Below are 25,798 nucleotides of genomic sequence, written 5' to 3'. Positions count from 1 at the left end.
CTTAACGGTTGAGAAGCGATCTAAATTGTTTTCCATTACAGGTTAAATGTTGGCATACAGGTCACTTGATGTCCTTTCTTTCAAACAGATTATCTTTATTTTAACATTTTATTTAAAATATGGATACAATAAAACACCTCCCGCTTTAGGCAGGAGGTATTGAATATTATTTGTAGATTACTACAGCTCCAACGGATTTATCTTTTGCTTGTCCGTTTACACGTATTTTAAGACCGTAGTTTCCTAATTTACGTCCAGCATCAGGCATTAATAGATTCTCGAAAGACTTGCTATCGTCAAATAAAGATACTCCTGGTTGACTTGGTAAAGTCAAAGTTTGTACGCCTGGATAGTCAATATTTAAACCAGATGTTTTATCTAATCCAAATGCTGCATCCGCAACATGGAAACGAGTACTTGCTTGTACGCCAGTGCTCCATGTTAAATTCGTATCCACGTGTGCATCTACTACACCTACAAAACCTTCACCTGGGTGAACACCAGTCCAGTTGTCTGTGTAAGATGGATCAACATACCAAACAACTAAGCCGCCGTCGTAGCTCATGAGCGAACTGCCGCGTTTGATATTTTTAAGACCCATATCTACACCTTTATGGTTTCTCCACTCTAATAGATAGTAATGGTCACTATATTTGTTACCATCTGATTTAGTAAATCCTTTTAAATCAAACTTACTTGCTGATTCTGCACCATCTTCAAGAATAGTTGTTCCATCTGCAACAACTTTGATGTTATCAGCGTAGAATCCTGCTTGGCTAGTTCCCCAGTCAGTAGCAGAACGTAATTTTAACTTAATCTTTTGTCCTTTATATGGAGAAAGATCAAATGATTGTGACTCCCATCCATTTGAGTTCCCTGTGAATCCTGGCATTGAGTTAAGAATGGTTGGATACCCCTCCGGCACTACATCTGAACGAGTATTGTCGTTACCGATTGACTTCCATGTCGCACCATTATCCGTTGAAACTTGTACAAAAGCAAAATCCCATTGCTCTTCAATATCGTACCATGCATCAAATGTTAGTGTAGCAGAGTTCTTCCCTGTTAAATCCACATCAGCTACCATATTTGTATCCAATTCGTCTGCTTGTCCACCCCAATATTCATAAGATCCTGAAGCAGGAGCGTTTACAGGTGATTTCTTTTGTGGAAGATTTACTTTAATCGCTTGTTCATTCTTTCCATTTGGTGAGTTTGCCTGATCAAGTAAAAATTGTGTTCCTTTTGAAGAAACATCTTCCCAGTTAACAGCTGTTGGGGTTGTCCAATTCCCCCCTAATGTTGACTGTAAGAAAGACTTAGCAAGTGGAGAGAATCCAGTCGGTTCTGTACCTGGAATTTTCCCTGCCCAAGAACCACTCGCCATGATAGACCAATAAGCAACCGCTTCACCAGTTCCCGAGTAAACCGTGTCATACTCATCTGGATAACCAAGGTCATGGCCATATTCGTGAGCGAAAACCCCTGTAGCTCCATCTTCTGGCATCATCGTGTAGTCATAGAAACCAGGAAGGCCTTTACCTCGACCATCTGGGTCAACAAAATTTGCTGAACGATGAGACCAGATCGCATTGTCTCCAAGTGAACCCCCACCAGCTTCTTGCCCCATACCAGCATGAATGATCATCAAGTGATCAACTAAGCCATCCGGTTCACGTACATTACCATCCCCATCTAAATCATGCGGATCTTCTAAATCATAATCTTGAAGCGGTACTCCTGCCGCTTTAGCTGCTGCATAAGTATCTGCTACTAGTTTTTTAGACCCTCCAGGTGTTACGTTATCATGACCGCCTGATGCACGATCAGCACCATAAAACGCTGCTGTACCAGGTACTTTTAGCCATCCATAAGCTTGTCCTTGAACAGAATATGTGCCGCCTGATTGCTGTTCATAGAATTGCTTCATAGAAACAAGCTTTTCTCCGTTCGGTCCTTTAACCCCATTGTCACCAAAAATCATATCTTCATAGTGTGATAGAGGATAATCAGGATAATAGTTATCGGATTCCCCAGGCTTAATATTGTTGTGCGCAAAGTCAGAATACTCTACTGCAAGTACGAGTACCTTGTCTTTTCTAACATCACCATTGTATGCTGTTTCATCTACAGGTGCGGGATTCCCTTTAAGGTGCCCGTATTTATTTCCTTTGCCTTTTAATAGACCGCTGTTAAACTCTTTAAATTTCTGCTCTTTTTCGGCTGCAGAAGCTTTTGCCTTAGCAGCCAGCGGATCATTCCCTTTTGCTTCTTCATTCTTACCTTTTACTTCTAAATAATTGTGAAGTGCTGCTTCCTTCTGTTTTGCAGAAGCATCCTTCGAAATCACCCCACGTTTAATAAGTGATTCTAGTAATTTATCTTCATTCACAATCGCTAGATCTAAACTAGAATGAGAATGACTGTGTTTCCCCTTCAAAACCTCATCTAAAGCAGTTTGTGCCTTTGCATCTACTGAACCTGCAAATAAAGAAGATGATGCTAGTCCAATTGATAAACTTGTTGCTAGTAGCGTTTTACCCCAAACTTTTTTCCCTTTCCCCATTACGTCCCCTCCTGATTAACTAATATGAATATTCAGATATTTAACGCTACTAAAATGTACCATATCGCCTAATATTTGAAATTGGACCAATTTACTACACAACCTGACATTATGATAGGTATTTGTTCTTATTTTTAAATTAAAAGCAATGCTTTCTACTCCAAACGTTTGTTCAGATTATCTTTTGTTACGTACAAAACAAAAAAACACCTCTAATTTTTTAGAGATGTTCGAAAGCTATTTTCTTTTCCGCCTTTTCTTTATAGGTTCCAAAACAAAGTTTGTCAGGAACATATTCAAAAGGGAAATAATAACTGCAGCAAGTAGAGCCATACCGAATCCATCAATATTAAAGGAGTTGCCCATCAATTCCGCTGTTAAAGATAATAGTGCGGCATTAATGACGATAAGAAATAGGCCTAATGAAAAAATAGTTACGGGCAGAGTCAGTAAGATTAGAATCGGCTTAAGAAAAACATTAAACAGTGATAACAAAACGCTGGCTAATAGAGCAGCACTGATGTTTTCAATATGAAACCCATCAAAATAGCCGGCTACTACCATTAGCGCAATGGTGTTAATCAATAAAGAGGCTAACCAACTCATCATTTTATACGCCATCCTCTGGCATGACAGCTAGTGCGATAATGTAAGCTAAACCAACTGGAAAAACCGCTGTAAATAGAGCAAGCGCTACGGTTCCTAGTCTTACAACTGTTGGATCCACATTTATATACTCAGCAATTCCACCGCAAACGCCGGAAATTTTCGCATCGTTCGATCTCTTAAGTTTTTTCATGATGTAAGTCACCTCTATTTCGCTTTTAACACTACAACAGAGCCTGTTTTCGCTTCCGCCTCCAATTTAAAAGACGGCCAGCTCTTACCTCCATTCGCAATAAAAGAAAGAAACTTCCGAGTCACTTCTTTCTTTTCCTCTCGCACATCGACAGACTCAAAGTCACAAACGAATCCACCGACGATCGTTTTAAGAACGGCATCAAGCTCTAGTGTTTCTGGGAATTCTGTTTCTATTTTTCCCGTCACCGTCTTAAAAGATGCATACCCTTCTACAGCTGATGCAAAACGGCAATAGATTGAACCGTTTATCGTTTCTGAACGGACTTGTGAAGCATCTACAGAAAGACGTACAGGTCCGTTCATCGTTTCTGCTTCCACATCTTTAAACTGACAATCGTTTAGGGTTAATGAACCGTTAGCAGCGGAAGCTTTTACGTATTCGCCTGTACAGTGGTTCATCGCAATCGCTCCGACAGTTGTTTTTACTGTCAGTGTTTTTGCATGGGAATCGCTTATTTTAACAGGACCATTAAACGTTGTGATCTTGATCTCATCATACGCTTCTCTTGGAATGGAAATCACGGCGTTCACTTTTTGATGCTTGTTTCTAGAATAGAAGCGCATCTTAGTTGCGTCACAATCATAAAACGTTTCATTTCTAAATTTAGTTTTTGCCGAAGATCCTTCTGGTACTTTATAAACATGTGCATCGCACTCGACTTGCACATCTTTTCGATCCCACGGAATGACCGTTACGGATCCGTTGTATACTTCAACGTCCATCGCTTGAAACATCACATGGCTATCTTGAAAGACATAGTGAACAGGTTCAGAAGGTCCAAAGTTTAAGTCAAAATCGACCGTTTTGATGCGTTTCACTACTCGGTCAAAAAACTTCGCTACTTTATAACCGGATGTCGGCAATTTGACAGCTGTCGCGCCGTTGACTGCCTTCTTTTTGAGATTGAGAGAACCAATCGGGCTTAGCTGTAACTTTTTCTTGTCGTTCAGGGCATACAAAAGTTTCTCCGCTTCCTCAACAGAGATCTTACCTTCGTTCAACATGTTTAAAATCATTTTGCGTTCTTCCATACATTGACGCCTCCTTTTTGGGGTTCCGTCACCGGCGTCGGCTGATTCTAAGATGTCTGAGACTTTCCGGTATTACTTGTACAAAAAAGATTATGAGACAATTACCTTTATCCCTTTAACAATATTCCAGATCATCACAATTAATGCCAGTGTTCCAAAAATGAGTGCACTGATAATAATAGCGACTAAATTATATTGCGTTTCAAAAATGATAATAATCCCTAATGGAACAGCGATAATAGGCAATAGATGGGATAAGAACGATCTTTTTGCGTGCTCCATCACTTCAGGCTCATCTGCGATAAGATACACAGCGATCGGAAATAAAAACGGTGCAAAAAATAGACTAAAATAACATAGTGCAGAAATAGTTTTTTTCGAGCCTTCCTTCATCAAACAAGACCTCCTGCTTTAATAAAACCAATAACGAAAAGGGACAAGCAAAAGGCACGTGCCTTTTTTACTTCGACCCCTTTGAACAAACTTCCTTTTTCTCTATAGCGATTCGACATAACTTCTAAAATTCCGTATCATAATGACAATAACACCCAAGGGAGCAACCACCATTGAAACAGATTCAAACGTTAAAAATTCTTTTTATAGTATTAGCTATACTGATGATCACTAGCATTATATTCGGCGTTATGACTGAAGATGCTATAGAACTAACTGTAAGTGACCGAATTCTTGCTGGCCTATTCGGCTCATTCATCGTTATGGTGATCAACTATGTACTCTATAAAATTCTTTCTAAGATATGGAAATAAAAACACCTATCTATTTTATACGAAAAATGTCGTTTTGAGGAGAATTAGTTTAATAAACACGTAAAAAAGGAATGGATACATAACTAAGACAGGAGTGATTTATTATGGCTGAAGAGAAAGAGAAGCAACAAAGCAAAATGGACAATCCTGAACAATACAAGACCGATCAACAAAGTCTGCTTGATAAATTTGAAAGCGAACAAAATGTAGATTCTATTCCGATGGAAGATCTTAAACAAGAAAAGCGTGAAGAAAAGGATAAGAAAGCCACAAAAAATTCTTCTTCTTCAGAGGAAAAATATAAATAAAACGAGTAATTCGGATGCACTTTTTCTTAAAATGAGAAGGTGTATTTTTTTTTGCTTTCTTCCTTTACCTTAATATAGTATAAAAGCCCTATTTCAGTTAGTTAAATCCTACCTTTCCTATATATTTAATTCATAAATGTTTTAATTAGACGATATTTAATTTGTAGTATAAAAGTCTGATGGGAAATCTTTGACTTTCTACTGCAAATTTAAGAAAAGGGTGATGGATTTGAAAGATGCTTTCGATGAGTTTAAAGCTGTTGCGTTTAAGATCGGCAGTGAGGAATTCGCATTTTATGTAAAACAAGTATTATCGATTGAGAAAACACAGCGAGTTACCGTCGTTCCAGCTATGCCAAAGCACGTTTTAGGTGTTATTAACCTACGTGGCACAATCACTCCGGTTATTAATCTAAGCACCCTCTTATTTTCAGAAGCAGAATCAAATCCTCATGAATATTCATCGCAAAGGTACATTGTAGTCAAATACGAAGATAAGCCATTTGCATTAGTAGTCGATGAAGCAACTGACGTACTCGATATTCCCCACGATTCTATTCAAACAAACACCGTCACTGATCAAAATATCCCTTCCTACCTTACAGGCATATCCAAACTTGAAAACAGATTACTTACATTACTCGATGTAGATCAGCTGTTGATTTCAGAAGCTTCTGCTTTAAAACCTGAAACAATAAATCATTCATTAGGGAGTGAAGAACATGAAATTCAACATTCGCGCTAAACTGATCAGCAGCTTTTTAATTATTCTGAGTCTCTTGGTAGCAATCAGTGTTGTAGCATTCATTAAAATGGATGGAATGGGAAAAAAGGCAGAAGAAATAAACAATGTTTGGACACCGAGTCTTGTATACCTTGGAGGAATGAATGGAAATATTTCAGATATTCAACGGATACTTCTTAAACTTATCCTCACTGATGAAAAATCTGAAATTGAACGTCTAACAGGTAGAATAGATGAAACTGTCCTTGAAATGAACGAAAGAAGCGGAAAGTATGCACCCCTTATAGATAGCAACAAAGAGCAGAAGGTTTATGACGCCTTTGTAGCAGACATAGACGCTTACATAGAAGGTATTCCAGCAGTATTAAAAGCCAAAGGTGAAAATAACATCGAACTCGCGAACAAACTTCAGTTAGAAATGCATACAGGATGGACTTCAGCTGATGACCATCTTAGATCATTGATTGAAATCAACGAAAAAGGTGCGACATTAGCCGCTGATACTTCTGTTGATCTGTTTAAAGACGGTGCTAGGTTTGTTACTTTGTTTTCTGTCATTGCGGTACTTCTTGGTTTTATAGTGGCGCTCTTTATATCTCATTTAATTTCAAAACCACTTCTCCTACTTTCCCAACAAGCAGGATTGATTTCAAACGGAGATTTAACGGGTAAAAATCTTTCCATTAAAAATAGAGATGAGATTGGTGAGCTAGCTCGTTCATTCGAGCATATGAAGAATAATTTAGTTCTTCTCATCTCCCAGATCAAAGGCAGTTCTCAGACGGTCGCAGCAAGTTCAGAACAACTGTTAGCAAGTGCTGAACAGAATAGTGAAGCCACACAACAAATTGCTGGAAGCATTCAAGAGATGGCTAGTGGATCTGATAACCAAGTTAAGAATGTGGGAGAAAGCTCACTCGTCATCAGTGAGATGAGTGCTGGCATTCAACAAATCGCTGCTAGTGCAACGAACGTATCGACCACTTCACAAGACTCGCTTCAATTGGCTTACGAAGGCAATCAATCGATGGATAACATGGTAAAACAAATGGAAACCATCGATCAATCCCTTCAACAAACCGGAAAGGCCATCCAGAGTTTAGGAGTAAGATCTTTAGAAATTGATCAGATCGTGGATGTGATAACAAACATTTCGTCTCAAACAAACCTTCTTGCCTTAAACGCTGCAATTGAAGCGGCAAGAGCCGGAGAACATGGCAGAGGATTTGCAGTAGTTGCCGATGAGGTTAGAAAATTAGCAGAGCAATCTGCAGCTTCTGCTAATCAAATCAGCCAGTTGATCCACTCCATTCAAGCGGATACAAAGGAAGCTGTGAAATCGATGGAACTTGGAAACAAAGAGCTGGTACTTGGAATCTCACTTGCTCAGTCTTCAGGAGAATCCTTCAGAAGAATCTTATCTTCCATTGAAGAGGTCTCGCAACAAGTAAATGAGATCTCAGCTGCATCCGAACAAGTGGCCGTTGGTACAGAGCAAGTTGTGAAATCAATCGATTTTGTTTCTCAGCTTGCTGTATCATCTGCATCTGGCGCTCAAAATGTTTCCGCTGCAACAGAGGAACAACTCGCATCCATGGAAGAAATCGCTTCATCTGCCAACTCTTTATCAACAATGGCGGAAGAACTACAAGAAGCTACTAGCCAGTTTAAGGTATAGCCTCTTTTCTCAGGTTGTTGGATTAGGTGGGAAATCTACTATTTGGTCTTCAAGAGCAGCTAGTTTGTACCGCTCAAACTAAAGAACATGGTGTGGATTTTCTGGCTAAACCTTACTGTATCTGTTTAAAAAACATTTATATGTATTGATCATTTTCACTAAAAGGAAGTTTAAGATGCTAACCAACTACTTAATTACAACTTATATCCATAATTTAACCCTAATTATTACCTTCCTTTTTGTTATTACAAAACTTGGAGAATTTATTAATCATGATTTAAGACACAAAAAGAACTTCTATTTTTCTATTCTTTATAGCATGATGGCGATTATTATCATGACCGAATCTTACCAGTTGGATGGAGTTCTCATTGATCTCCGTGCTGCTCCTTTACTTATTTTTGCCTATATAAGTGGCTGGTATGGCGCTTTGTTCTCTAGTCTAATCGTTTCTATAGCAAGATATTTCATGGGTGAACCAAATGTTTGGCTTGGAATTGGCTCTATTCTTTATGTGAGTTTCATCGGCGCTCTATTTCATTATCTACATGGAATTACCCCTTATGATTCACGATTATCTTTCAAAAGAGTTTCTTTAGTCTTTCTATTTTTTCAGCTGACTGGAGAAATCATTATGTATGTTGCATCACCGTTTACACCTAAAACTTTATCATTAGTGAATTTCTATCAGACTCTCTTTTGTTATTTTGCCATCTTAGCCATGGTATACATCATAAATAATGCACACTTTACATTGAACTTTAGAAAAACTCTGGAATACCAGTCAACTCATGATTTCTTAACAGGCTTACCAAACATTTCTTACTTCCGGAAGCATGTAAACTCTTATTTTCAAGATAAGATACCTGTATGTATTGTGATGATGGACATCGATCACTTTAAGACTTATAACGATACGAACGGGCATCTGATGGGTGATCGAACGTTAAGAGAAATATCTACGCTGTTTCTAGAACATAAAAGAAGATCTGATTTTATTGCCAGGTATGGTGGAGAAGAATTTATTATCTGCATCCCTAATCCTGATCCTGATGAAGTAATTTCTCATCTCTCGGCCTTAATTAACAAAGTGGAAGATTTTATCTTTTTAGGTGAAGAAAGCCAACCACAAGGGAAACTTACGATTTCCGTTGGTGCAAGTCTAGCATCCATCCAAGACGAAAAATCGCTTGAACAGCTTATCTTTGAAGCCGATCACGCACTTTATACTTCAAAAAAAGAAGGAAGAAACAGGCTCACGATATTTCAAGCATTGAATTTGGAAAACGCTCTTGAAAAAACAGTGAATTGAGGTGCTATATGAAGAGCAAGAAAAACACTGTTCAACTTGCTGAACCAAAACCCGTTATAGAATCAACGATCCATACTCAAATGCAAGAACTGTATCTTCAAATAAAAAAGTTAGAAACAAAACTGAATAAGATGACTTTTTATGATGAATTAACTCTATTACCAAATCTTAAATCATTCAAAAAGGAGCTTACCTTCGCCTTAATAAATGCCGAAAGAAGTCGTAAGAAATTGGCTGTTGTTAAGATAGGACTAGATCGTTTTAAAATAGTCAACGATACGCTAGGCATTTTAAATGGAGATGCTCTGTTAAAAGAGGTAGCTGTTAGACTACAGTCGTTAGGAAGTAACTCCAAAGCTTTATCAAGAATGAACGGTGATGAATTCTTGATCTTTATAGAAGATGCTCGAAATGAACAAGACATAACAATCTTTTGCAAAGAGATAATGGGGCTTTTTAAGCTTCCCTTTTACATCGATAACAACGAACTCTTTGTCAGTGTAAGTATAGGCGTGAGTGTGTACCCTTTCGCTGGTCATAATGTACTCGGACTAATAAAGACTGCAGATATTGCAATGTGCCGAGTAAAAGAAGAAGGGAAAAACAATTATAAAATCTACAATGGCATGTTGAACAAGTTTACGGGGCATCAGCTCACTTTTGAAAATGAATTAAGGCATGCCTTAAAACGTAAAGAGTTTTCATTAGTGTATCAACCTCAGTGGTCTATAAAGACAAAACAGCTAATTGGAATAGAAGCTTTAATACGATGGAACCATCCGCACTTAGGGCTTATTTCACCTTCCGACTTTATTCCATTAGCTGAAAAATTAGGAATTATCTTTTCAGTTGGAGAATGGGTGCTCGAGGAAGCTTGCAAACAAAATAAACGTTGGCAAGATGCTGATTTCCCCCCTCTTCGATGCTCGGTAAATATTTCAATTGCTCAACTACTTCATAGTGACTTTCCGAAGATAGTGAGTAACATCTTAAACAGAACCCAGCTTGATCCTCAATTCTTAGAACTGGAAATTACAGAGAGCATTGCCATTGTGAAAGAAGGTTATATCCTTAAAGTTTTAAATCGATTTAAAGAAATGGGTATAAGCATTGCTTTAGACGATTTTGGAACAGGATATTCTTCTCTGAAGTACTTGAGTCAATTTCCCATTAAGCGTTTGAAGATTGATCAAACCTTTTTACACGAGAAATCGATTATTAATGAATCTATTATCCGAGCGATAATTACCATGGGACATAGCATGAATCTTTCTGTTTTAGCAGAGGGAGTCGAAAACAAAGAACAACTCGGTTTTTTAGAATCTGAAGGCTGTGATGAAATTCAAGGCTATTATTTTAGCAAACCTCTTCCCCCTAAAGAAGTAGAAACACTCATTCAATATTACTCACCTTTAGCAAAAGAAGTTGAATAAGGTAGTGAACAAGATTTGCCGAGCCCATCAAAGTATCTATAATCAATCTACTTTTTATTTCGCAATATATATACTTAGTGAGGTGCTACATGATTCACATTTTATTAATTGATGATGATATTATTTTTAAAGATTCTTTGCAACATATGCTTTTAAACGAATTGGATGAAATCTTCATCACGTCTATAGAAAGTCATAAGTATAATCCACTCTATAAATTGGCTAAAAACATTGATATTGTCTTTGTCGATTTGGGGATAAAGCATTTCAATGTAGTTGAGATTATTCAGCATTTTATTAAACAAGATGTTAGAGTGGTTCTTTTTGTTCCAAGCATCGATCAACAAGCTCCTTTGCTTCTTGAGTGCTTAACATTCAACATTCACGGTGTTCTTCTAAAAAACATGGACCCAAGTCTCATGATGCATGCGATTACTCTAATATTTTGTGGCCAAAAATATATGCCACAAGCGATCTCATTCTTGATATGGGAAGAATATATACTTCTTAAGAGACCACTCTCTTTTTCAAGACCGAATGATCTTCTTACCGAACGTGAATGGGAGGTTCTTGAATTGCTTTCCATTGGAATGAGTAACAGGGAAATTTCTCAGTCCATTTTTCTAAGTGAGAATACGATTAAGAATCATGTCGCTTCTCTCTTAAGGAAATTAGATGTAAAAGATCGCACGACAGCTGTAATCAGAGCCTACCAACATGGCTGGATAAAAGGAATGAACACCTTACTCTCTAAGCAAGATCAATAAAAAAAGGACGGTAGTTCACCGTCCTTTTTTTATCACCTTTTTATTTAACAGTTTCTTTTTCCTTGATCTTCCCTGTCATACGTTTCTTATCTCGCTTTAAGATCGGAGCAAGATAACGTCCAGTGTGAGATGCTTCAATTTCAGCCAGTTCTTCTGGCGTACCCGCACCAACGATCATACCGCCCTTGTCCCCACCTTCAGGTCCAAGGTCGACTAGATGATCACATTGTTTAATTACGTCAAGATTATGCTCAATGACTAGCACAGAGTCTCCATTATCTACAAGTCTTTGGAGAACAACTAGCAATCGAGATATATCATCTACGTGAAGACCTGTTGTTGGCTCATCTAAAATATAGATGGTTTTCCCTGTAGAACGCTTATGAAGCTGAGACGCAAGCTTCACACGCTGTGCTTCTCCTCCAGAAAGAGTTGTAGCCGATTGCCCTAGCTTAATATATCCAAGGCCTACATCCAGAATAGTCTGCAGCTTACGGTTGATCTTAGGGATATTCGCAAAGAACTCAACAGAATCTTCAACCGTCATGTCTAAGATGTCTGCGATGTTTTTCCCTTTATACTTCACTTCTAGCGTTTCTCTGTTATAGCGTTTACCATGACAAACTTCACATGGTACATATACATCTGGCAAGAAATGCATTTCAATTTTAATGATGCCATCCCCGCGACATGCTTCACAACGTCCACCTTTTACGTTGAAAGAGAAACGTCCTTTTTTATATCCACGTACTTTCGCTTCATTCGTTGATGCAAACACATCACGAATATCATCAAATACTCCCGTATATGTTGCAGGATTTGATCGAGGTGTTCGACCGATTGGAGATTGGTCGATATCAATGACTTTATCAATATGTTCTAGACCCTTAATTGATTTATGCGCACCAGGCTTGTCCTTTGCACGGTGCAGCTTTTGTGCAAGTGCCTTGTGCAGAATCTCATTGACAAGGGTACTCTTACCTGAACCAGACACACCTGTCACTCCAGTAAACAACCCTAACGGAATTTTAGCAGAAACATTCTTTAAGTTGTTTTCTGTTGCACCTTTCACTTCAATATATCTTCCATCCGGCTTACGTCTTTCTTTCGGAAGAGGAATAAACTTTTTACCAGACAGATACTGTCCAGTCAATGATGCTGGGTCTTCCATGATCTCTTGTGGTGTACCTTGTGATGTGATCACACCTCCGTGAGCACCTGCACCAGGACCGATATCGATAACATAGTCTGCTGCTAGCATCGTATCTTCGTCATGCTCAACGACGATCAACGTATTCCCGAGGGAACGCATTTCTTCGAGTGTTCGAATCAGTCGGTCATTGTCTCTCTGATGAAGACCGATAGATGGCTCATCAAGAATATAAAGTACACCCATCAAACGTGACCCTACTTGGGTCGCTAGGCGGATACGCTGTGCTTCACCACCGGATAGCGTACCAGCAGCTCGGCTTAGCGTTAGATAGTCTAGCCCAACATTGATCAAGAAGCCTGAACGATCCACGATCTCGCGAAGAATGAGCTTCGCGATCGCACGCTCTTTATTGGTTAAATCTAGGTTATCAAAAAATTCCTTTGCTTCTGTAATAGAAAGAGAAGTCGTTTCACCAATATGCTTTCCGTTGATTAAAACAGAAAGAGCTTCTTTTTTGAGACGATGTCCTTTACAGGTCGGACATGGCTTTTGCGCCATATATCCTTCCATCTGCTCTCGAATATAATCTGAACTCGTCTCACGGTATCGGCGTTGAATGTTACCTAAAACACCTTCAAACTGAATCTCGTTCTTACGTACCTGACCGAAATCATTTTTGTACGTGAAAGTAAGGTACTCCTTACTTCCATTTAAAATTTTATCCATTTGGTCTTTTGGAAGAGATTCAACCGGTACATCCATATCGATACCAAAGTGGTTACAGATGCTTTCTAAAAGCTGTGGATAATATTGAGAACTGATCGGTTCCCAAGGTGCGATAGCGTTGTCTCGTAAAGTACGACTCCAGTCTGGAATAACAAGCTCTGGATCCACTTCAAGTTTTACTCCTAAACCATCACAAGAAGAGCATGCCCCAAATGGACTGTTAAATGAAAACAAACGTGGCTCTAGTTCACCAATTGAAAATCCACAATGCGGGCAGGCATGGTTTTGTGAGAATAAAAGTTCTTCTTCTTCCATCACATCGACAACAACACTTCCTCCACCGAGGTTGAGAGCTGCTTCAAGAGAGTCAGCTAGACGAGTAGCGATTCCTTCTTTTACGACGATACGGTCGATCACGATTTCAATGGTATGTTTCTTATTTTTCTCAAGCTTAATTTCCTCAGAGATCTCACGCATCTCTCCGTCAATACGAACACGAACATACCCTTGCTTTTTAATATCTTCAAGTGCTTTAACATGTTCCCCTTTTCGACCGGAAACAACTGGTGCTAAAATTTGAAGTTTTGTACGCTCCGGATATTCTAAAATTCGGTCGACCATTTGTTCAATCGTTTGGGAAGTGATCTCCACGTTATGAACAGGACATACCGGTCGACCGATACGTGCGAATAGAAGACGTAGGTAGTCATAGATTTCCGTAACCGTACCTACTGTTGAACGAGGGTTACGGCTTGTTGTTTTTTGATCGATTGAAATAGCAGGTGACAGACCCTCGATCGAATCCACATCCGGCTTATCCATCTGTCCGAGAAACTGACGGGCATAAGCAGAAAGAGATTCAACGTACCGGCGCTGACCTTCTGCATAGATCGTATCAAATGCAAGTGAAGATTTACCCGAACCAGATAAGCCGGTTAAAACAACCAGCTTATCACGCGGGATCGTAATATCTATATTCTTTAAATTATGGGCTCTAGCACCCTTTACAATTATGTTTTGGTTGGTAGCCAACTGCAATCATCCTTCCGCTTTTAACTCAAGTATGAGGTCACGAAGCTCTGCTGCACGCTCGAACTGAAGGTTCTTTGCTGCATCCTTCATCTCTTTTTCCATACGTTCGATAAACGCTTCGCGATCTTTCTTGCTCATCTTTTGCTTAGGAGCTTTTGAACTCGTATACGTTTCTGTATCTTCAGCAGCTTGTGTTGCACGAATCACATCACGCACTTCTTTTTTAATCGTAGTAGGCGTGATTCCATGCTTTTCATTGTGCTCTATCTGTTTCTGACGTCTGCGCTGCGTCTCATCAATCGCAATCTGCATGGATTTCGTAATCTTATCTCCATACATAATAACGTGTCCGTTTGAGTTACGAGCAGCACGACCAATCGTTTGGATCAACGAGCGCTCTGAACGTAAGAAGCCTTCTTTATCTGCGTCTAAGATAGCTACGAGAGAGACTTCAGGAATGTCTAACCCTTCTCGCAGCAAGTTAATGCCGACAAGTACATCAAACACACCAAGGCGTAGATCACGTATGATCTGAATCCGTTCTAACGTCTTAATTTCTGAATGCAGATAACGAACTTTTATGCCGAGCTCTACAAAATAATCGGTTAGGTCCTCAGACATCTTTTTTGTTAACGTTGTAACAAGAACTCGTTCGTTTTTCTCGATTCTTTCGTTAATCTCACCTAATAAGTCATCAATCTGACCTTTGATCGGACGGACTTCTAGTGTAGGATCAAGAAGACCGGTTGGACGAATAATCTGCTCAACTGGATCAGGTGCGTGCTCGAGCTCATACGGACCTGGTGTTGCGGATACGTAGATATGCTGAAACTTTGTGTACCGCTCAAATTCCTCAAACGTTAACGGACGGTTGTCTTTTGCGGAAGGTAATCGGAATCCGTGATCGACAAGGACGCCTTTTCTCGCTTGGTCTCCATTAAACATTCCACGAATCTGCGGCAGAGTAACATGGGACTCATCAATGACAATTAAAGAATCATCCGGAAAATAGTCTAAAAGTGTGTAAGGCGTCGATCCCAATGGTCTTAGAGTCAAGTGAACAGAATAGTTCTCAATCCCTGAACAGAACCCCATTTCAGCCATCATCTCTAAGTCATATCTTGTTCTCTGTTCAAGACGCTGTGCTTCTAATAGTTTTCCAGCTTCATTCAATTCTTTTAGGCGATCTTCCAGTTCGGCTTCAATGCGCTTGATCGCTACTTTCATCTTTTCTTCACGTGTTACGAAGTGGGAAGCAGGGAAAATAGCAACATGTTTACGTTCCCCAAGAATTTCACCTGTGAGTGCGTCCACTTCAGTAATGCGGTCGATCTCATCACCAAAAAACTCCACACGAAGACAATGTTCGTCTCGTGAGGCTGGGAAGATTTCCACAACATCTCCTCTAACTCGGAACGTACCACGAGTAAAGTTAATATCATTTCGGTTGTATTGAACATCTACAAGATCACGTAAAAGCTGGTCACGGTCTTTCTCCATTCCTTCTCTTAAGGAGATCACCATGTCTTTATATTCCTCAGGTGAACCTAGACCATAGATACACGAAACACTGGCTACGATAATAACGTCTTTTCGTTCAAAAAGTGATGATGTAGCAGAGTGACGAAGTTTATCGATCTCATCATTAATGCTTGCATCTTTTTCGATGTACGTATCAGAATGTGCGATGTATGCTTCTGGTTGATAATAATCGTAATACGAAACAAAATATTCAACTGCGTTGTTCGGGAAAAATTCCTTTAACTCACTGTAAAGCTGTCCGGCTAATGTTTTGTTATGAGCAATAACAAGCGTCGGTTTGTTTACTTCCTGAATAACGTTGGATACCGTAAACGTCTTCCCTGTTCCGGTCGCACCAAGCAGGGTCATACTCTTTTTTCCTGCGTTTATATTGTTCACAAGATGTTGGATCGCTGCGGGCTGATCCCCTTGTGGCTGATAGTTTGATTTGATTTCGAACAATTGATCTTGACTCACAAAACCGAACCTCCGTTCCTAAATTCTGGTTACTCAAATTATAGCACAGGCCCTATCCAAAAACCTAATAATTACGAACAAATATTCGCAGAAGTTTCTGGAAAGAAAGTAAAGTGGTATACTCATAAGTAGGCGCAAGTTGGGAAATAAATTGTATGGGGTCTGACCCCATTTCCCGCTAGCATTAGAAGTTGTGTCCCATTAAAGGAGTTTTAATATGGAGTTTTTTTATATACTGCTAGGTTTATGCATCGGTATCTTTTCCGGCATTTTTGGAATTGGTGGTGGCTTTATCCTGACACCCGTTCTTATTCTTTTCGGCATTCCGCCTCTTTCAGCGATCGGAACAAGTCTCATGTATTCAATCGGGACAAGTGTTTCAGGAGTTGCTGCACATCTGAGATTTAAGAACATTCTATGGAAACCCGCTGCTGTTCTAGGAATTGTCGGAATTGGAGCAACACAGGTTGCTCACCCACTAGTCGTTTGGTCAGAAAAAATGGGTTACGACGATACGATTATTCCTATATTTTATATTGTTCTTCTTGCCTACTTTGCTCTTTCCCTGCTTTATAAGCAATCAAAACGCAAGAAAACAGCGCAAAGCACGACTGAGATTCAATTTTCTTGGCCGAAAGCCGTCTTTATTGGATTCACAGGAGGATTCATTTCTACGACATTAGGAGTTGGCGGGGGATTCGTGATGGTTCCAATGCTCATTTCATTAATGAAGTTTCCTTCTAGAAAAGCGGTTGGAACGAGCTTGGTCAGTGTGTTCTTCATTGTAAGTGCTGGATTTCTAACATACGCATCCAGTGTTCAGATCGATTATAAACTTGGCCTTCTTCTTATATTAGGCGCACTTGTAGGCACTCAACTAGGAGCCAAACTTACAACGATCTATTCCAGTGAACAGATTCAAAAATATTTAGGTGCCCTATACATCACAATTTTAAGCTCAGTCATTCTTAAGCTTGTTCACTTTGATAAAGCAGGTCTAGGAATTATTACACTATATGTGTTAACCATGCTTGTGCTTTTCTTAAAAGAAACGATCACGCATACAAAAAGAAAGACGTCTACCTCGTAAAGGTGACGTCTTTTTTCATCTTACTTTTCGTTTTTGTTTGTTATAAATTTTAAGTCCCAATAAAAAACCAACAATCGTAGATATTACGGCCACGATTTGGAGAGGCAATGGTTGATTCAAACCATCAAAAGCAAAAATCATAATAACAATCGTAATCCCTAAAGGTAAGTATTTAGTAAACAATACTCTATTAAAAAGCAGCTGCAAACACAAAGGCAATAAAGCTGCGACACTATACTCCAACATGAAACGAAGAACCCCTCTCCTTGAACACCTCAAAAAACCATCATTTTTGTAAACGTTCTAATATACCTCTCTAAATTTAACAAAACTCCCTAGACAAAAACAAGGAAATTGTTGAGGGAAATAAATTGTTTGGGGTCAGACCCCTTCTCTTTGAAACTTTCTGTTTAAAAGTACGTACAGTAGGATGTTGCTTGATGGGGACGAATATGATTTACAAGTATCTTCAAAGGAGATGATTTTTCATGTTAAAGAAATTATTAAAATCACTATTAGGACACAGCAGCCATAAAAGGTACAGCAGCTCTGGTTACAAATATAAGAAAAGCTATAAGAAATACAGCAGCAGTGATTTTGGCAAAAAGCATTATGGTGGATATGGGCACAAGCATTATAAGAAGAAAAAGAGAAGCAGCTTCTTTAGCTCCTAATCTACGTTAAGATTCAAATAACATGATAACTGAACTTTGGAAAGGTCTGCAAAGAGCGATATGGGACAGACCTTTTAAAGCTGGCCACCACATTCATGAGCGATATCAAATTCAAGAAGTTCTTGGAATGGGTAGTTACGGCATTACGTACTTAGCACTCGATCGACAAACAGATGAGATCATCGTACTAAAACAGCTTCGGAACACGAAATCAAAGACCACATCAGGTCTTCTTTCTTTCCAAAGAGAATCTCGGATTTTAGGAGCACTCCAACAACATCCTGTTCCGAAGCTATTGAATACCTTTCAAAACGAACAAGGTCATTTTATCGCGATGGAGTGGATTAAGGGAGACACGTTTGAAGATCTCATTTTTCGCGACAATCAAAAGTATAACGAAAAAGAAACCATCGCGATCTTGCTGGATCTGTTAAAAATTACGGAATGCTTTCATGAGAAAGGGATCATACATCGAGATCTTCGCATTCCAAATATCATTCAACGTGATAAAGAACTAATCGTGATTGATTTTGGACTTGCTTGTTATTTATCAGACAAAACCAAAGAGATTGAAGATCCCCATGATCATCCTGAGAAAATTCGGATGCGTGCTGTTCAAGTAGAAAGCGATCTGTTTGCTCTTGGCCATTTTGCACTCTTTCTACTCTACTCTTCTTACGTGCCTCAATCAAAAAAAGAGTTAAGCTGGGAAGAGGAATTAGACATCTCACGTTCCTTCAAATACGTTCTTCGGAAAATGCTCCAACTTGACGAGCCCTTTCATTCCACTACGGACGTTCAAAAAGTATTGCGCTCTATATAAAAAAGCTCGGTAATTATACCGGGCTTTTCATCGTTTAAGGGTGTTTACTTTTCAGCAAGAACTCTTCATATTCTTCTTCATGTTTGGTTGTCACAGAAAGATTTTGCAACGCACGGTGAAACTGTTGATAGTCTAGAGCGAATAAGAAATGATTCTCCAACCCACTTGCGGTTAGTACCCCAAACTCCCAGACGGCATTATAATCACGCTTATTCAAAGATTTTGCCATCAAATCTAAAACTTTCAAAATTTCTGTACAAACCAATACATTGTCTTTCGCATAGTGTCGGATGTACCCAAATGCATTATATAAGTAATGACTGAAATCTCTTTCTTGTAAAACAACCCGCAGATTGTTTTCATTGTCTACTAAATACTTTGAAAATACGGAGCACCTTGAAATAGATGTTAGAACCTCTCCGAGTTGATAGATTGAGTTCGTTGCCGTTTTTGGATCGTTATTTCCAAGGGAACGGATTGCAACTTCTACTAGTTTATTGATACTAAATTCGATATCTTGTACTTCTGTTTGCCTTCTCCCAATCTTGATGAGTGACAGATATTTTTGTTCATCTATTTGATTGTCCCCTTTTTTCCAATAAGATAGGAATGGTGTTGTGGCGTAAACATAACTACCGATGGTGTACTCGCATCGTATGACAATATCATCACGCTCGGCTTCTTTCATGATCGAGATGAAATCGACGAGTTGAATAAACCCAGACTTTTTAGCCGCGATCGTATAACCGCTCTCATCACAGATATCACTGTTCACCGTCGTTAAATCGTTCACCTTATAAGGATCTACTTCATCCTCAAGCGTGTTCTTCACGATCGATAACGCCTCATTTTTCATATCATACGTCATCTGGTTCACTTGAAGCCAAGCGACAGCATGATTAATAAAAAAGATAAACGTTCCCATCGCAAACGCTGCAATGATCGCTGCCACAAAAGGAACAGCGAAATAGTATTCAGCCATTCTTTTATTCAAAAATAAAAAACTCAACAACATATAGATGAAACTTGATGTAAATATCCCTAGAACACGCTGAGTTGATTTACTAGCTATAAAGTTCTTCAGCATACGAGGAGAAAACTGTCCAGAAAAGGTTGTAAACACAACAAGAATCAAGTTAAAGGTAAAGGTGGTAAGAGTGAGCGTGGCAGCGGTAAGAGTTCCTACTAAATTTCGTGTAAGTTCATAATCAACCGCAAAAAAAAGACGCATTTGATTTCCTAAATCATATTTTAAGTCAGTTGTTAAAGTAGCAACTACTAATAGTATAGAAAAAATGACGTAAAGCACAGGAGTAAACCACATATTCGATTGCACCGTATGTGATAGTTCTCTCTCGGACATTTTTGTATATTTTTTTAAATAATTATCTAACAGGTTCAATCTAAACATGTGTACATCCCCTCAGAAGTAAAAAAACAGTTATTTGAAACTACTTAAGATGTTAGTAGTTCCTATCCTATTTTGCCCTATTAAAAAAAAGTCAAACTTTCTATCGTTTTAACGCAATAAAAAAAGCGATTCCTTATGATAGAATCGCACGTCATTTCTTTATTATTTTATTGCAGAACGATTGGATGACTCGTCCCTCTTCGTTCCGCTCTTTGTACTGCTCCCCACTGTATTCACCTATCACTTTTCTCCAAAACACTTGAGCAGGTTTGTTCGGTTTTATTTGAGATACTTGCCAATTCCCTTTATGTTTTTCAAATATTTGATGAGCAGCAAGTTTCCCTAAACCTCCAAGCCTGAACTTTTTCATGATAAAAAATTCAGAGATCGACCAATATTGATCGTTTTCCTCCTGTATTTCACTTACTAATACAAACCCTGCTAGTTTGCCTTCTTTTTCGATCAGATAAGGAAAACGCCGACTTTCTTGCCAATAGTTATCTAGATAAGCATACGGACCAAAAACTCCATTATCGCTCACTTGAAGGTCAATAAACTCTGAGAAATCATAAAAATAAAACTGCATAAGATTCTGGATGGTTTCTTTATGCCTTAACTCGGCTTTCTTTATCACGGGAATCTGTTTCATTAACATCATGCATTTCTCCCTGTACATGGTAATTAGATAATATCCTCGCATTCTGGCGAATATCTGTAAGCTTCGATGTCCACTCTATTTTTCCCTTTAAATTGGACACCTTCATTTTCTAATCGCGACTTTTGTGTATGAAATAATTCCTCATCTTGAATGCCAATCTCTCCTTTTGCATTGATTACACGATGCCAAGGTAGATCATGTTTCTTACTCATAGAGTGAAGGATACGAACGACTTGACGAGCACTTCTTGGATTTCCTGCTATCCTAGCAATCTGTCCGTAAGACATGACGTAGCCGCTCGGTATATTTTTAATGATTGTGATTACATTCTCAGTAAAGAGTTCCATCTCTTCGCCTCACTTTAAAAGATTGAAAAAGCTTCCTACAAAAAAAAGAGTGCTAAATCTACAATCAGACTTAACACTCCTTTATTGTTATTTATTGATACATCAATTGACGTTGCTTCTTCAACTCGTCATTTGCCAAGTACTCATCATAAGACATTTGCTTATCAAGAATTCCTTTAGGCGTGATCTCGATGATACGGTTCGCGATCGTTTCAACGAACTGATGGTCATGTGATGTGAACATCAATGAACCTTTGTAGCTGATTAATCCGTTGTTCAACGCTGTGATCGACTCTAGATCCAAGTGGTTCGTAGGGTCATCCATAATCAATACGTTTGATCCGCTGAGCATCATCTTAGAAAGCATACAACGAACTTTCTCTCCCCCAGATAATACAGAAGGTTTCTTCATTACTTCTTCACCTGAGAATAGCATACGACCTAAGAATCCACGAAGGAAGCTCTCTGTTTGATCTTCAGGAGAATATTGACGAAGCCAATCCACAAGAGTCTGCTCGCTGCCATCAAAGTACTTCGAGTTATCGCGTGGGAAGTAAGCTTGAGATGTTGTTACACCCCATTTGTACGTTCCGCTGTCCGCTTCCATCTCACCCATTAAAATTTTAAATAGAGTAGTGATAGCGATCTCTTCTTTACCTACAAAAGCAATCTTGTCGTCTTTGTTCATGATAAAGCTCACGTTATCAAGTACTTTTACGCCGTCGATCGTTTTCGTTAGGCCGTCAACACGAAGAAGGTCATTTCCGATCTCACGGTTGATGCCAAAGTTCACATACGGATATTTACGAGAAGAAGGTCGGATATCATCTAGAGAGATTTTATCTAATAACTTCTTACGTGAAGTAGCTTGTTTTGATTTAGATGCGTTCGCACTAAATCGAGCAACGAAAGCTTGAAGTTCTTTAATCTTTTCTTCTTTTTTCTTATTTTGATCTTGTGCCATACGAAGCGCTAATTGAGAAGACTCATACCAGAAATCATAGTTACCCACATAGATCTGGATCTTTCCAAAATCAAGGTCAGCCATGTGCGTACATACTTTGTTTAAGAAGTGACGGTCATGGGATACAACGATAACGGTGTTTTCAAAATTGATCAAGAAATCTTCTAGCCATTGAATTGCTTGAAGGTCTAAGTTGTTCGTCGGCTCATCCAGAAGTAGAACATCTGGCTTACCGAAAAGAGCTTGAGCAAGCAAAACTTTTACTTTTTCAGAACCAGTTAGTTCAGCTAGTTTCTTCGTGTGAAGATCTTCTTTAATGCCAAGACCTTTAAGAAGGATCGCTGCCTCAGATTCTGCTTCCCAACCGTTTAGTTCAGCAAACTCACCTTCAAGTTCAGCTGCACGAATTCCGTCTTCGTCTGAGAAGTCAGCTTTCATATAGATCGCGTCTTTCTCTTGCATTACTTCATAAAGACGTGCGTGACCCATGATAACCGTTTGCATAACCTCTTGATCTTCATACTCAAAGTGGTTCTGCTTCAATACAGCTAGACGTTCGCCTGGCGTCATGTGAACGTCACCTGTTTGTGCTTCGATCTCACCAGAAAGAATTTTTAAGAATGTAGATTTACCCGCACCGTTCGCACCGATCAAACCATAGCAGTTTCCTGGTGTAAACTTTATATTAACGTCTTCAAACAGCTTGCGGTCGCCGTAGCGAAGACCAACGTTAGTTACCGTAATCATTTGGATATCTCTCCTTTTTATATATAACTGACCAACCTATCTCTATCAGCTTACATACATATATTCAAATCCGTATTCTACAAAAATGCATACTTACTGATTGTATCATAAATAGTAGATGTATAACCTTACAATCTTTTACCCACATTGAAAATTTTAAACTTTGCCCACATAAAAAAGCTCAAAGACAGATACCTTTGAGCTTTCCCCTTTTAAACCGCTGGTGATGATGGAGCTTGTGTATTGTCTTTTTTCATAAGCCAATACTGACTTCCAAGCATAAGAGCGAACGCTGCAAGACCGATCGCACTGAACATGCCTTCTGGATAGATCAGCAAGAATCCGATCGCAACGGCTGCGATTCTTTCTAACCAAGAAAGAGGTCGCATCCAATAGCCGATCATCCCTGCACCGATCGCGATCATTCCGACAAATGCCGTAGAGATTACCCAAATGGCTTCTACCCAAGTGGTATCAATCAACATGAGCTGTGGTGATATGACGAAAATGTACGGAATAATGAATGCCGCAATGGCCAGTTTTGATGATAGTATCCCGGTTCGTATCGGTTCACCGCCTGAAACCCCAGCAGCGGCAAACGCTGCAAGCGCTACAGGAGGTGTAATATCCGCGATGATTCCAAAATAAAAGACAAACATGTGAGCGGAAAGATCAGGAACACCAAACAATAAAATAGCTGGTGCAGCGATCGTTGATGTGATCACATAGTTCGCAGTGGTCGGCGACCCCATTCCAAGTACAAGGGATGCAATCATCGTTAAGAATAAGGTCGGAATGAGATATCCACCTGATAACTCTAGCAAACCATTCGCCATCTTAAGACCTACACCTGTTACCGTTACAACTCCGACGATCATACCTGCTGCTGCTGTAGCTGCTGCAACACCGAGTGCTGTTCTTGCCCCATCGGCTAATGCTTCAAAAAAGAGCTTCGGCCCCATACGCGTATTCTTATTGAACATGCCTACCGCAATCGCACTCACTATGGACCATAATGCTGATTTTGTAACACTAACGCCATTCATTAAAAGAACAATAACCACAACGATCGGAATCAACAAATACACTTGCTTGATAACTCTTTTCGTTTCAGGCATCTCTTCACGCGATAACCCTCTAAGACCGATGCGCTTTGCTTCAAAATGCGTCATGATCCAGATTCCTGCAAAATAAAGAATGGCAGGAATGGCAGCAGCTTTAGCAATATCCCAATAGGTAATACCACCGCCGATAAATTCAACCATTAAAAACGCTGCAGCACCCATTACAGGAGGCATGATCTGACCACCAGTTGAAGAAGCTGCCTCTACGGCTCCTGCAAAGTTTTTATCATAACCCAATCGTTTCATCATCGGAATCGTAAAAGCCCCAGAAGTCACAACGTTAGCCACCGAACTTCCACTGATCGTTCCTTGAAGAGCACTCGAGAAAATGGCTACCTTAGCAGGTCCGCCTACTCGTCTTCCTGCGATGACGATGGATAGATCATTAAAATATTCGCCCACTCCCGTTTTAACGAGAAAGGCTCCAAATAAAAGAAACAAAAAGATATATGTGGATGAAACCGCAAGCGGTGTTCCTAAAATACCTTCTGTTGTAAAGAACATCGTCCTTACGATCCGTTCGATCGTCAACCCTTTGTGCTCTAAGAAGCCCGGCATATAAGGTCCCATATATGCGTAAAGCAAGAATAGACCTGCAATAATCGTGATGGGCAGCCCAACCACCCTTCTTGTTGCTTCTAAAACGAGTAGGATCGCGAGCACGCCTATTAAGAAATCTTGAGTCGTTAACCTTCCTACCCTCATAACAAGGTCATCCATGAATAGATACCAATAAGATCCAACGGCTATCGATAGAACAGCCAAAACCATGTCATACCAAGCGACTTGAAAAAGTGGTTTACCTTCTTTTTTCTTTTTAGAAGCCGGGAAGAGCAAAAAGATTAACGTTAGCGCAAAACCTAGATGAATCGTTCTTTGCAACTGTGCTGGCAATACGCCAAAAATAGCTGTATAGAGCTGAAATAACGAAAACGAGATCAAACCGATGAGTGTGATCCAATAAAGAGCACCTTTTAATTTTCGAAAGCCTGCTTCTGGATCGTACTTTTCCATCAGTTCCTGTACAGCTTGATCTGATATATGTTCACGCTCGTTATGCTTGTTCTTATCCAAGTTTTTTCCCTCCTATCAACCTTTGCCATACGTTCAGTTTTTCTACTTTTATTGAAACCCAGGACCCTTTTTCACTGAATGCTGAGAAGGGATATTTATTCCCATTCAGAAGAAGTGTATGATTGGCTATAATTTGTCCGATTCGAATATCTAATGAAGGAAACGTTCTTTTCATGTTGGATAAAATATAGTTCTCACCTTTTTGCGCAAACACTTCACCCTCAGCTGCACCAGATGGCATGCCTACTCCAAATTCCTGAAACCTCATCTCAGTCTGAAGGATTTCCTCATGATGAACGTGATAGATTTCACGAACCGGTGTTTTATGGATCGAGTGTATGTATTCGATACTGAATTCACTATCTTCTTTTGCATCAAAAAAAGCTAACGGTTTCCCTGTCTTTCCGTCTTCAATCACTACGGATGTGAAGAATGGCACCATTGAAAACATGATTAAGATCACTAAACCCAAGAAGCTTACAAAAATTTTCTTCATAAGAATACATGG

The 25,798-nt window shown here is 39.3% G+C and carries 24 protein-coding genes; 10 read left to right on the top strand and 14 right to left on the bottom strand.

Going from position 1 to position 25,798, the window contains the following annotated elements:
- Positions 1–166: 166 nt before the first annotated feature.
- The 5 genes from ACFS5O_RS07505 to ACFS5O_RS07485 all read right to left on the bottom strand — a co-directional run bounded on the left by ACFS5O_RS07505 (position 167) and on the right by ACFS5O_RS07485 (position 4,852).
- Positions 167–2,566, bottom strand: a complete 2,400-nt coding sequence (locus ACFS5O_RS07505; RefSeq protein WP_205725347.1) for an immune inhibitor A domain-containing protein — start codon at positions 2,564–2,566, stop codon at positions 167–169.
- A 237-nt stretch (positions 2,567–2,803) separates the two neighbouring features.
- Positions 2,804–3,175, bottom strand: coding sequence for a phage holin family protein (locus ACFS5O_RS07500; protein ID WP_205725346.1), 372 nt, complete (start codon positions 3,173–3,175; stop codon positions 2,804–2,806).
- A gap of 1 nt (position 3,176) precedes the next feature.
- The gene (locus ACFS5O_RS07495) at positions 3,177–3,365 is read right to left on the bottom strand and encodes a PspC domain-containing protein (RefSeq protein WP_205725345.1); all 189 of its coding nucleotides are present in this window, start codon (positions 3,363–3,365) and stop codon (positions 3,177–3,179) included.
- A gap of 14 nt (positions 3,366–3,379) precedes the next feature.
- Positions 3,380–4,459, bottom strand: a complete 1,080-nt coding sequence (locus ACFS5O_RS07490) for a DUF4097 family beta strand repeat-containing protein (RefSeq protein WP_205725344.1) — start codon at positions 4,457–4,459, stop codon at positions 3,380–3,382.
- Positions 4,460–4,549: 90 nt separating this feature from the next.
- On the bottom strand, positions 4,550–4,852 hold the full coding sequence (locus ACFS5O_RS07485) for a magnetosome magnetite crystal formation protein family (RefSeq protein ID WP_205725343.1): 303 nt from the start codon (positions 4,850–4,852) through the stop codon (positions 4,550–4,552).
- Positions 4,853–5,025: 173 nt separating this feature from the next.
- Between ACFS5O_RS07485 and ACFS5O_RS07480 the strand changes: the two genes are divergently transcribed.
- The 7 genes from ACFS5O_RS07480 (at position 5,026) to ACFS5O_RS07450 (ending at position 11,469) form a co-directional block, all read left to right on the top strand.
- Positions 5,026–5,226, top strand: a complete 201-nt coding sequence (locus ACFS5O_RS07480; RefSeq protein ID WP_205725342.1) for a hypothetical protein — start codon at positions 5,026–5,028, stop codon at positions 5,224–5,226.
- Between the two features lie 104 nt (positions 5,227–5,330).
- Entirely contained in the window at positions 5,331–5,534 is a 204-nt protein-coding gene (locus ACFS5O_RS07475; RefSeq protein ID WP_205725341.1) for a hypothetical protein, read from the top strand.
- A gap of 229 nt (positions 5,535–5,763) precedes the next feature.
- Positions 5,764–6,279: a chemotaxis protein CheW gene (locus tag ACFS5O_RS07470; protein WP_205725340.1), complete on the top strand. Its 516-nt coding sequence runs from the start codon at positions 5,764–5,766 to the stop codon at positions 6,277–6,279.
- Positions 6,257–7,957 carry a methyl-accepting chemotaxis protein gene (locus ACFS5O_RS07465; protein ID WP_205725339.1) on the top strand — a complete coding sequence of 567 codons (1,701 nt, stop codon included), beginning with the start codon at positions 6,257–6,259 and terminating at the stop codon, positions 7,955–7,957. Before ACFS5O_RS07470 ends, ACFS5O_RS07465 begins: the two co-directional genes overlap by 23 nt.
- 175 nt (positions 7,958–8,132) lie before the next feature.
- Entirely contained in the window at positions 8,133–9,269 is a 1,137-nt protein-coding gene (locus tag ACFS5O_RS07460; protein ID WP_205725338.1) for a GGDEF domain-containing protein, read from the top strand.
- 8 nt (positions 9,270–9,277) lie between these two features.
- The gene (locus ACFS5O_RS07455; protein WP_205725337.1) at positions 9,278–10,702 is read left to right on the top strand and encodes a putative bifunctional diguanylate cyclase/phosphodiesterase; all 1,425 of its coding nucleotides are present in this window, start codon (positions 9,278–9,280) and stop codon (positions 10,700–10,702) included.
- A gap of 89 nt (positions 10,703–10,791) precedes the next feature.
- On the top strand, positions 10,792–11,469 hold the full coding sequence (locus tag ACFS5O_RS07450; protein ID WP_205725336.1) for a response regulator transcription factor: 678 nt from the start codon (positions 10,792–10,794) through the stop codon (positions 11,467–11,469).
- Between the two features lie 40 nt (positions 11,470–11,509).
- Here the strand turns inward: ACFS5O_RS07450 and uvrA are convergent, their stop codons facing one another.
- Both uvrA and uvrB read right to left on the bottom strand, forming a co-directional pair.
- Positions 11,510–14,380 (bottom strand): excinuclease ABC subunit UvrA, encoded by a 2,871-nt coding sequence (gene uvrA, locus ACFS5O_RS07445; RefSeq protein WP_205725335.1) that lies wholly within the window; start codon positions 14,378–14,380, stop codon positions 11,510–11,512.
- 6 nt (positions 14,381–14,386) lie between these two features.
- Positions 14,387–16,378 (bottom strand): excinuclease ABC subunit UvrB, encoded by a 1,992-nt coding sequence (gene uvrB, locus ACFS5O_RS07440; RefSeq protein WP_205725334.1) that lies wholly within the window; start codon positions 16,376–16,378, stop codon positions 14,387–14,389.
- Positions 16,379–16,595: 217 nt separating this feature from the next.
- Here uvrB and ACFS5O_RS07435 point away from each other — a divergent pair, with 217 nt between their 5' ends.
- Positions 16,596–17,468 (top strand): sulfite exporter TauE/SafE family protein, encoded by an 873-nt coding sequence (locus tag ACFS5O_RS07435; RefSeq protein WP_205725333.1) that lies wholly within the window; start codon positions 16,596–16,598, stop codon positions 17,466–17,468.
- Between the two features lie 15 nt (positions 17,469–17,483).
- On the opposite strand, the gene ACFS5O_RS07430 is transcribed toward ACFS5O_RS07435, so the two are convergent.
- Positions 17,484–17,714 carry a DUF2198 family protein gene (locus ACFS5O_RS07430; protein ID WP_205725332.1) on the bottom strand — a complete coding sequence of 77 codons (231 nt, stop codon included), beginning with the start codon at positions 17,712–17,714 and terminating at the stop codon, positions 17,484–17,486.
- A gap of 242 nt (positions 17,715–17,956) precedes the next feature.
- Between ACFS5O_RS07430 and ACFS5O_RS07425 the strand changes: the two genes are divergently transcribed.
- A complete protein-coding gene (locus ACFS5O_RS07425) occupies positions 17,957–18,142 on the top strand; it encodes a hypothetical protein (protein ID WP_137791648.1) in 186 nt (61 codons plus the stop codon).
- Positions 18,143–18,164: 22 nt separating this feature from the next.
- On the top strand, positions 18,165–18,965 hold the full coding sequence (locus ACFS5O_RS07420) for a serine/threonine protein kinase (protein ID WP_205725331.1): 801 nt from the start codon (positions 18,165–18,167) through the stop codon (positions 18,963–18,965).
- Positions 18,966–18,999: 34 nt separating this feature from the next.
- Here ACFS5O_RS07420 and ACFS5O_RS07415 read toward each other — a convergent pair whose 3' ends face one another.
- The 6 genes from ACFS5O_RS07415 to ACFS5O_RS07390 all read right to left on the bottom strand — a co-directional run bounded on the left by ACFS5O_RS07415 (position 19,000) and on the right by ACFS5O_RS07390 (position 25,741).
- The gene (locus ACFS5O_RS07415) at positions 19,000–20,376 is read right to left on the bottom strand and encodes a DUF2254 domain-containing protein (RefSeq protein WP_318300136.1); all 1,377 of its coding nucleotides are present in this window, start codon (positions 20,374–20,376) and stop codon (positions 19,000–19,002) included.
- Between the two features lie 151 nt (positions 20,377–20,527).
- Positions 20,528–21,034 (bottom strand): GNAT family N-acetyltransferase, encoded by a 507-nt coding sequence (locus ACFS5O_RS07410; protein ID WP_318300135.1) that lies wholly within the window; start codon positions 21,032–21,034, stop codon positions 20,528–20,530.
- A gap of 23 nt (positions 21,035–21,057) precedes the next feature.
- Entirely contained in the window at positions 21,058–21,381 is a 324-nt protein-coding gene (locus ACFS5O_RS07405; protein ID WP_205725330.1) for an MGMT family protein, read from the bottom strand.
- Positions 21,382–21,472: 91 nt separating this feature from the next.
- Complete coding sequence (locus ACFS5O_RS07400) at positions 21,473–23,092, bottom strand: ABC-F family ATP-binding cassette domain-containing protein (RefSeq protein ID WP_144698019.1); 1,620 nt, start codon at positions 23,090–23,092, stop codon at positions 21,473–21,475.
- A gap of 212 nt (positions 23,093–23,304) precedes the next feature.
- Entirely contained in the window at positions 23,305–25,230 is a 1,926-nt protein-coding gene (locus tag ACFS5O_RS07395; protein WP_205725500.1) for a TRAP transporter permease, read from the bottom strand.
- A gap of 52 nt (positions 25,231–25,282) precedes the next feature.
- Positions 25,283–25,741 (bottom strand): DUF1850 domain-containing protein, encoded by a 459-nt coding sequence (locus tag ACFS5O_RS07390; protein ID WP_205725329.1) that lies wholly within the window; start codon positions 25,739–25,741, stop codon positions 25,283–25,285.
- Positions 25,742–25,798: the final 57 nt, after the last annotated feature.

Origin of the sequence: Fictibacillus nanhaiensis (genome assembly GCF_042686385.1) — a bacterium.
Taxonomy (GTDB): domain Bacteria; phylum Bacillota; class Bacilli; order Bacillales; family Fictibacillaceae; genus Fictibacillus; species Fictibacillus nanhaiensis.
The sequence above is the reverse complement of the archived record's forward strand: the minus strand, read 5'-3'. Positions and strand labels throughout refer to the sequence as shown.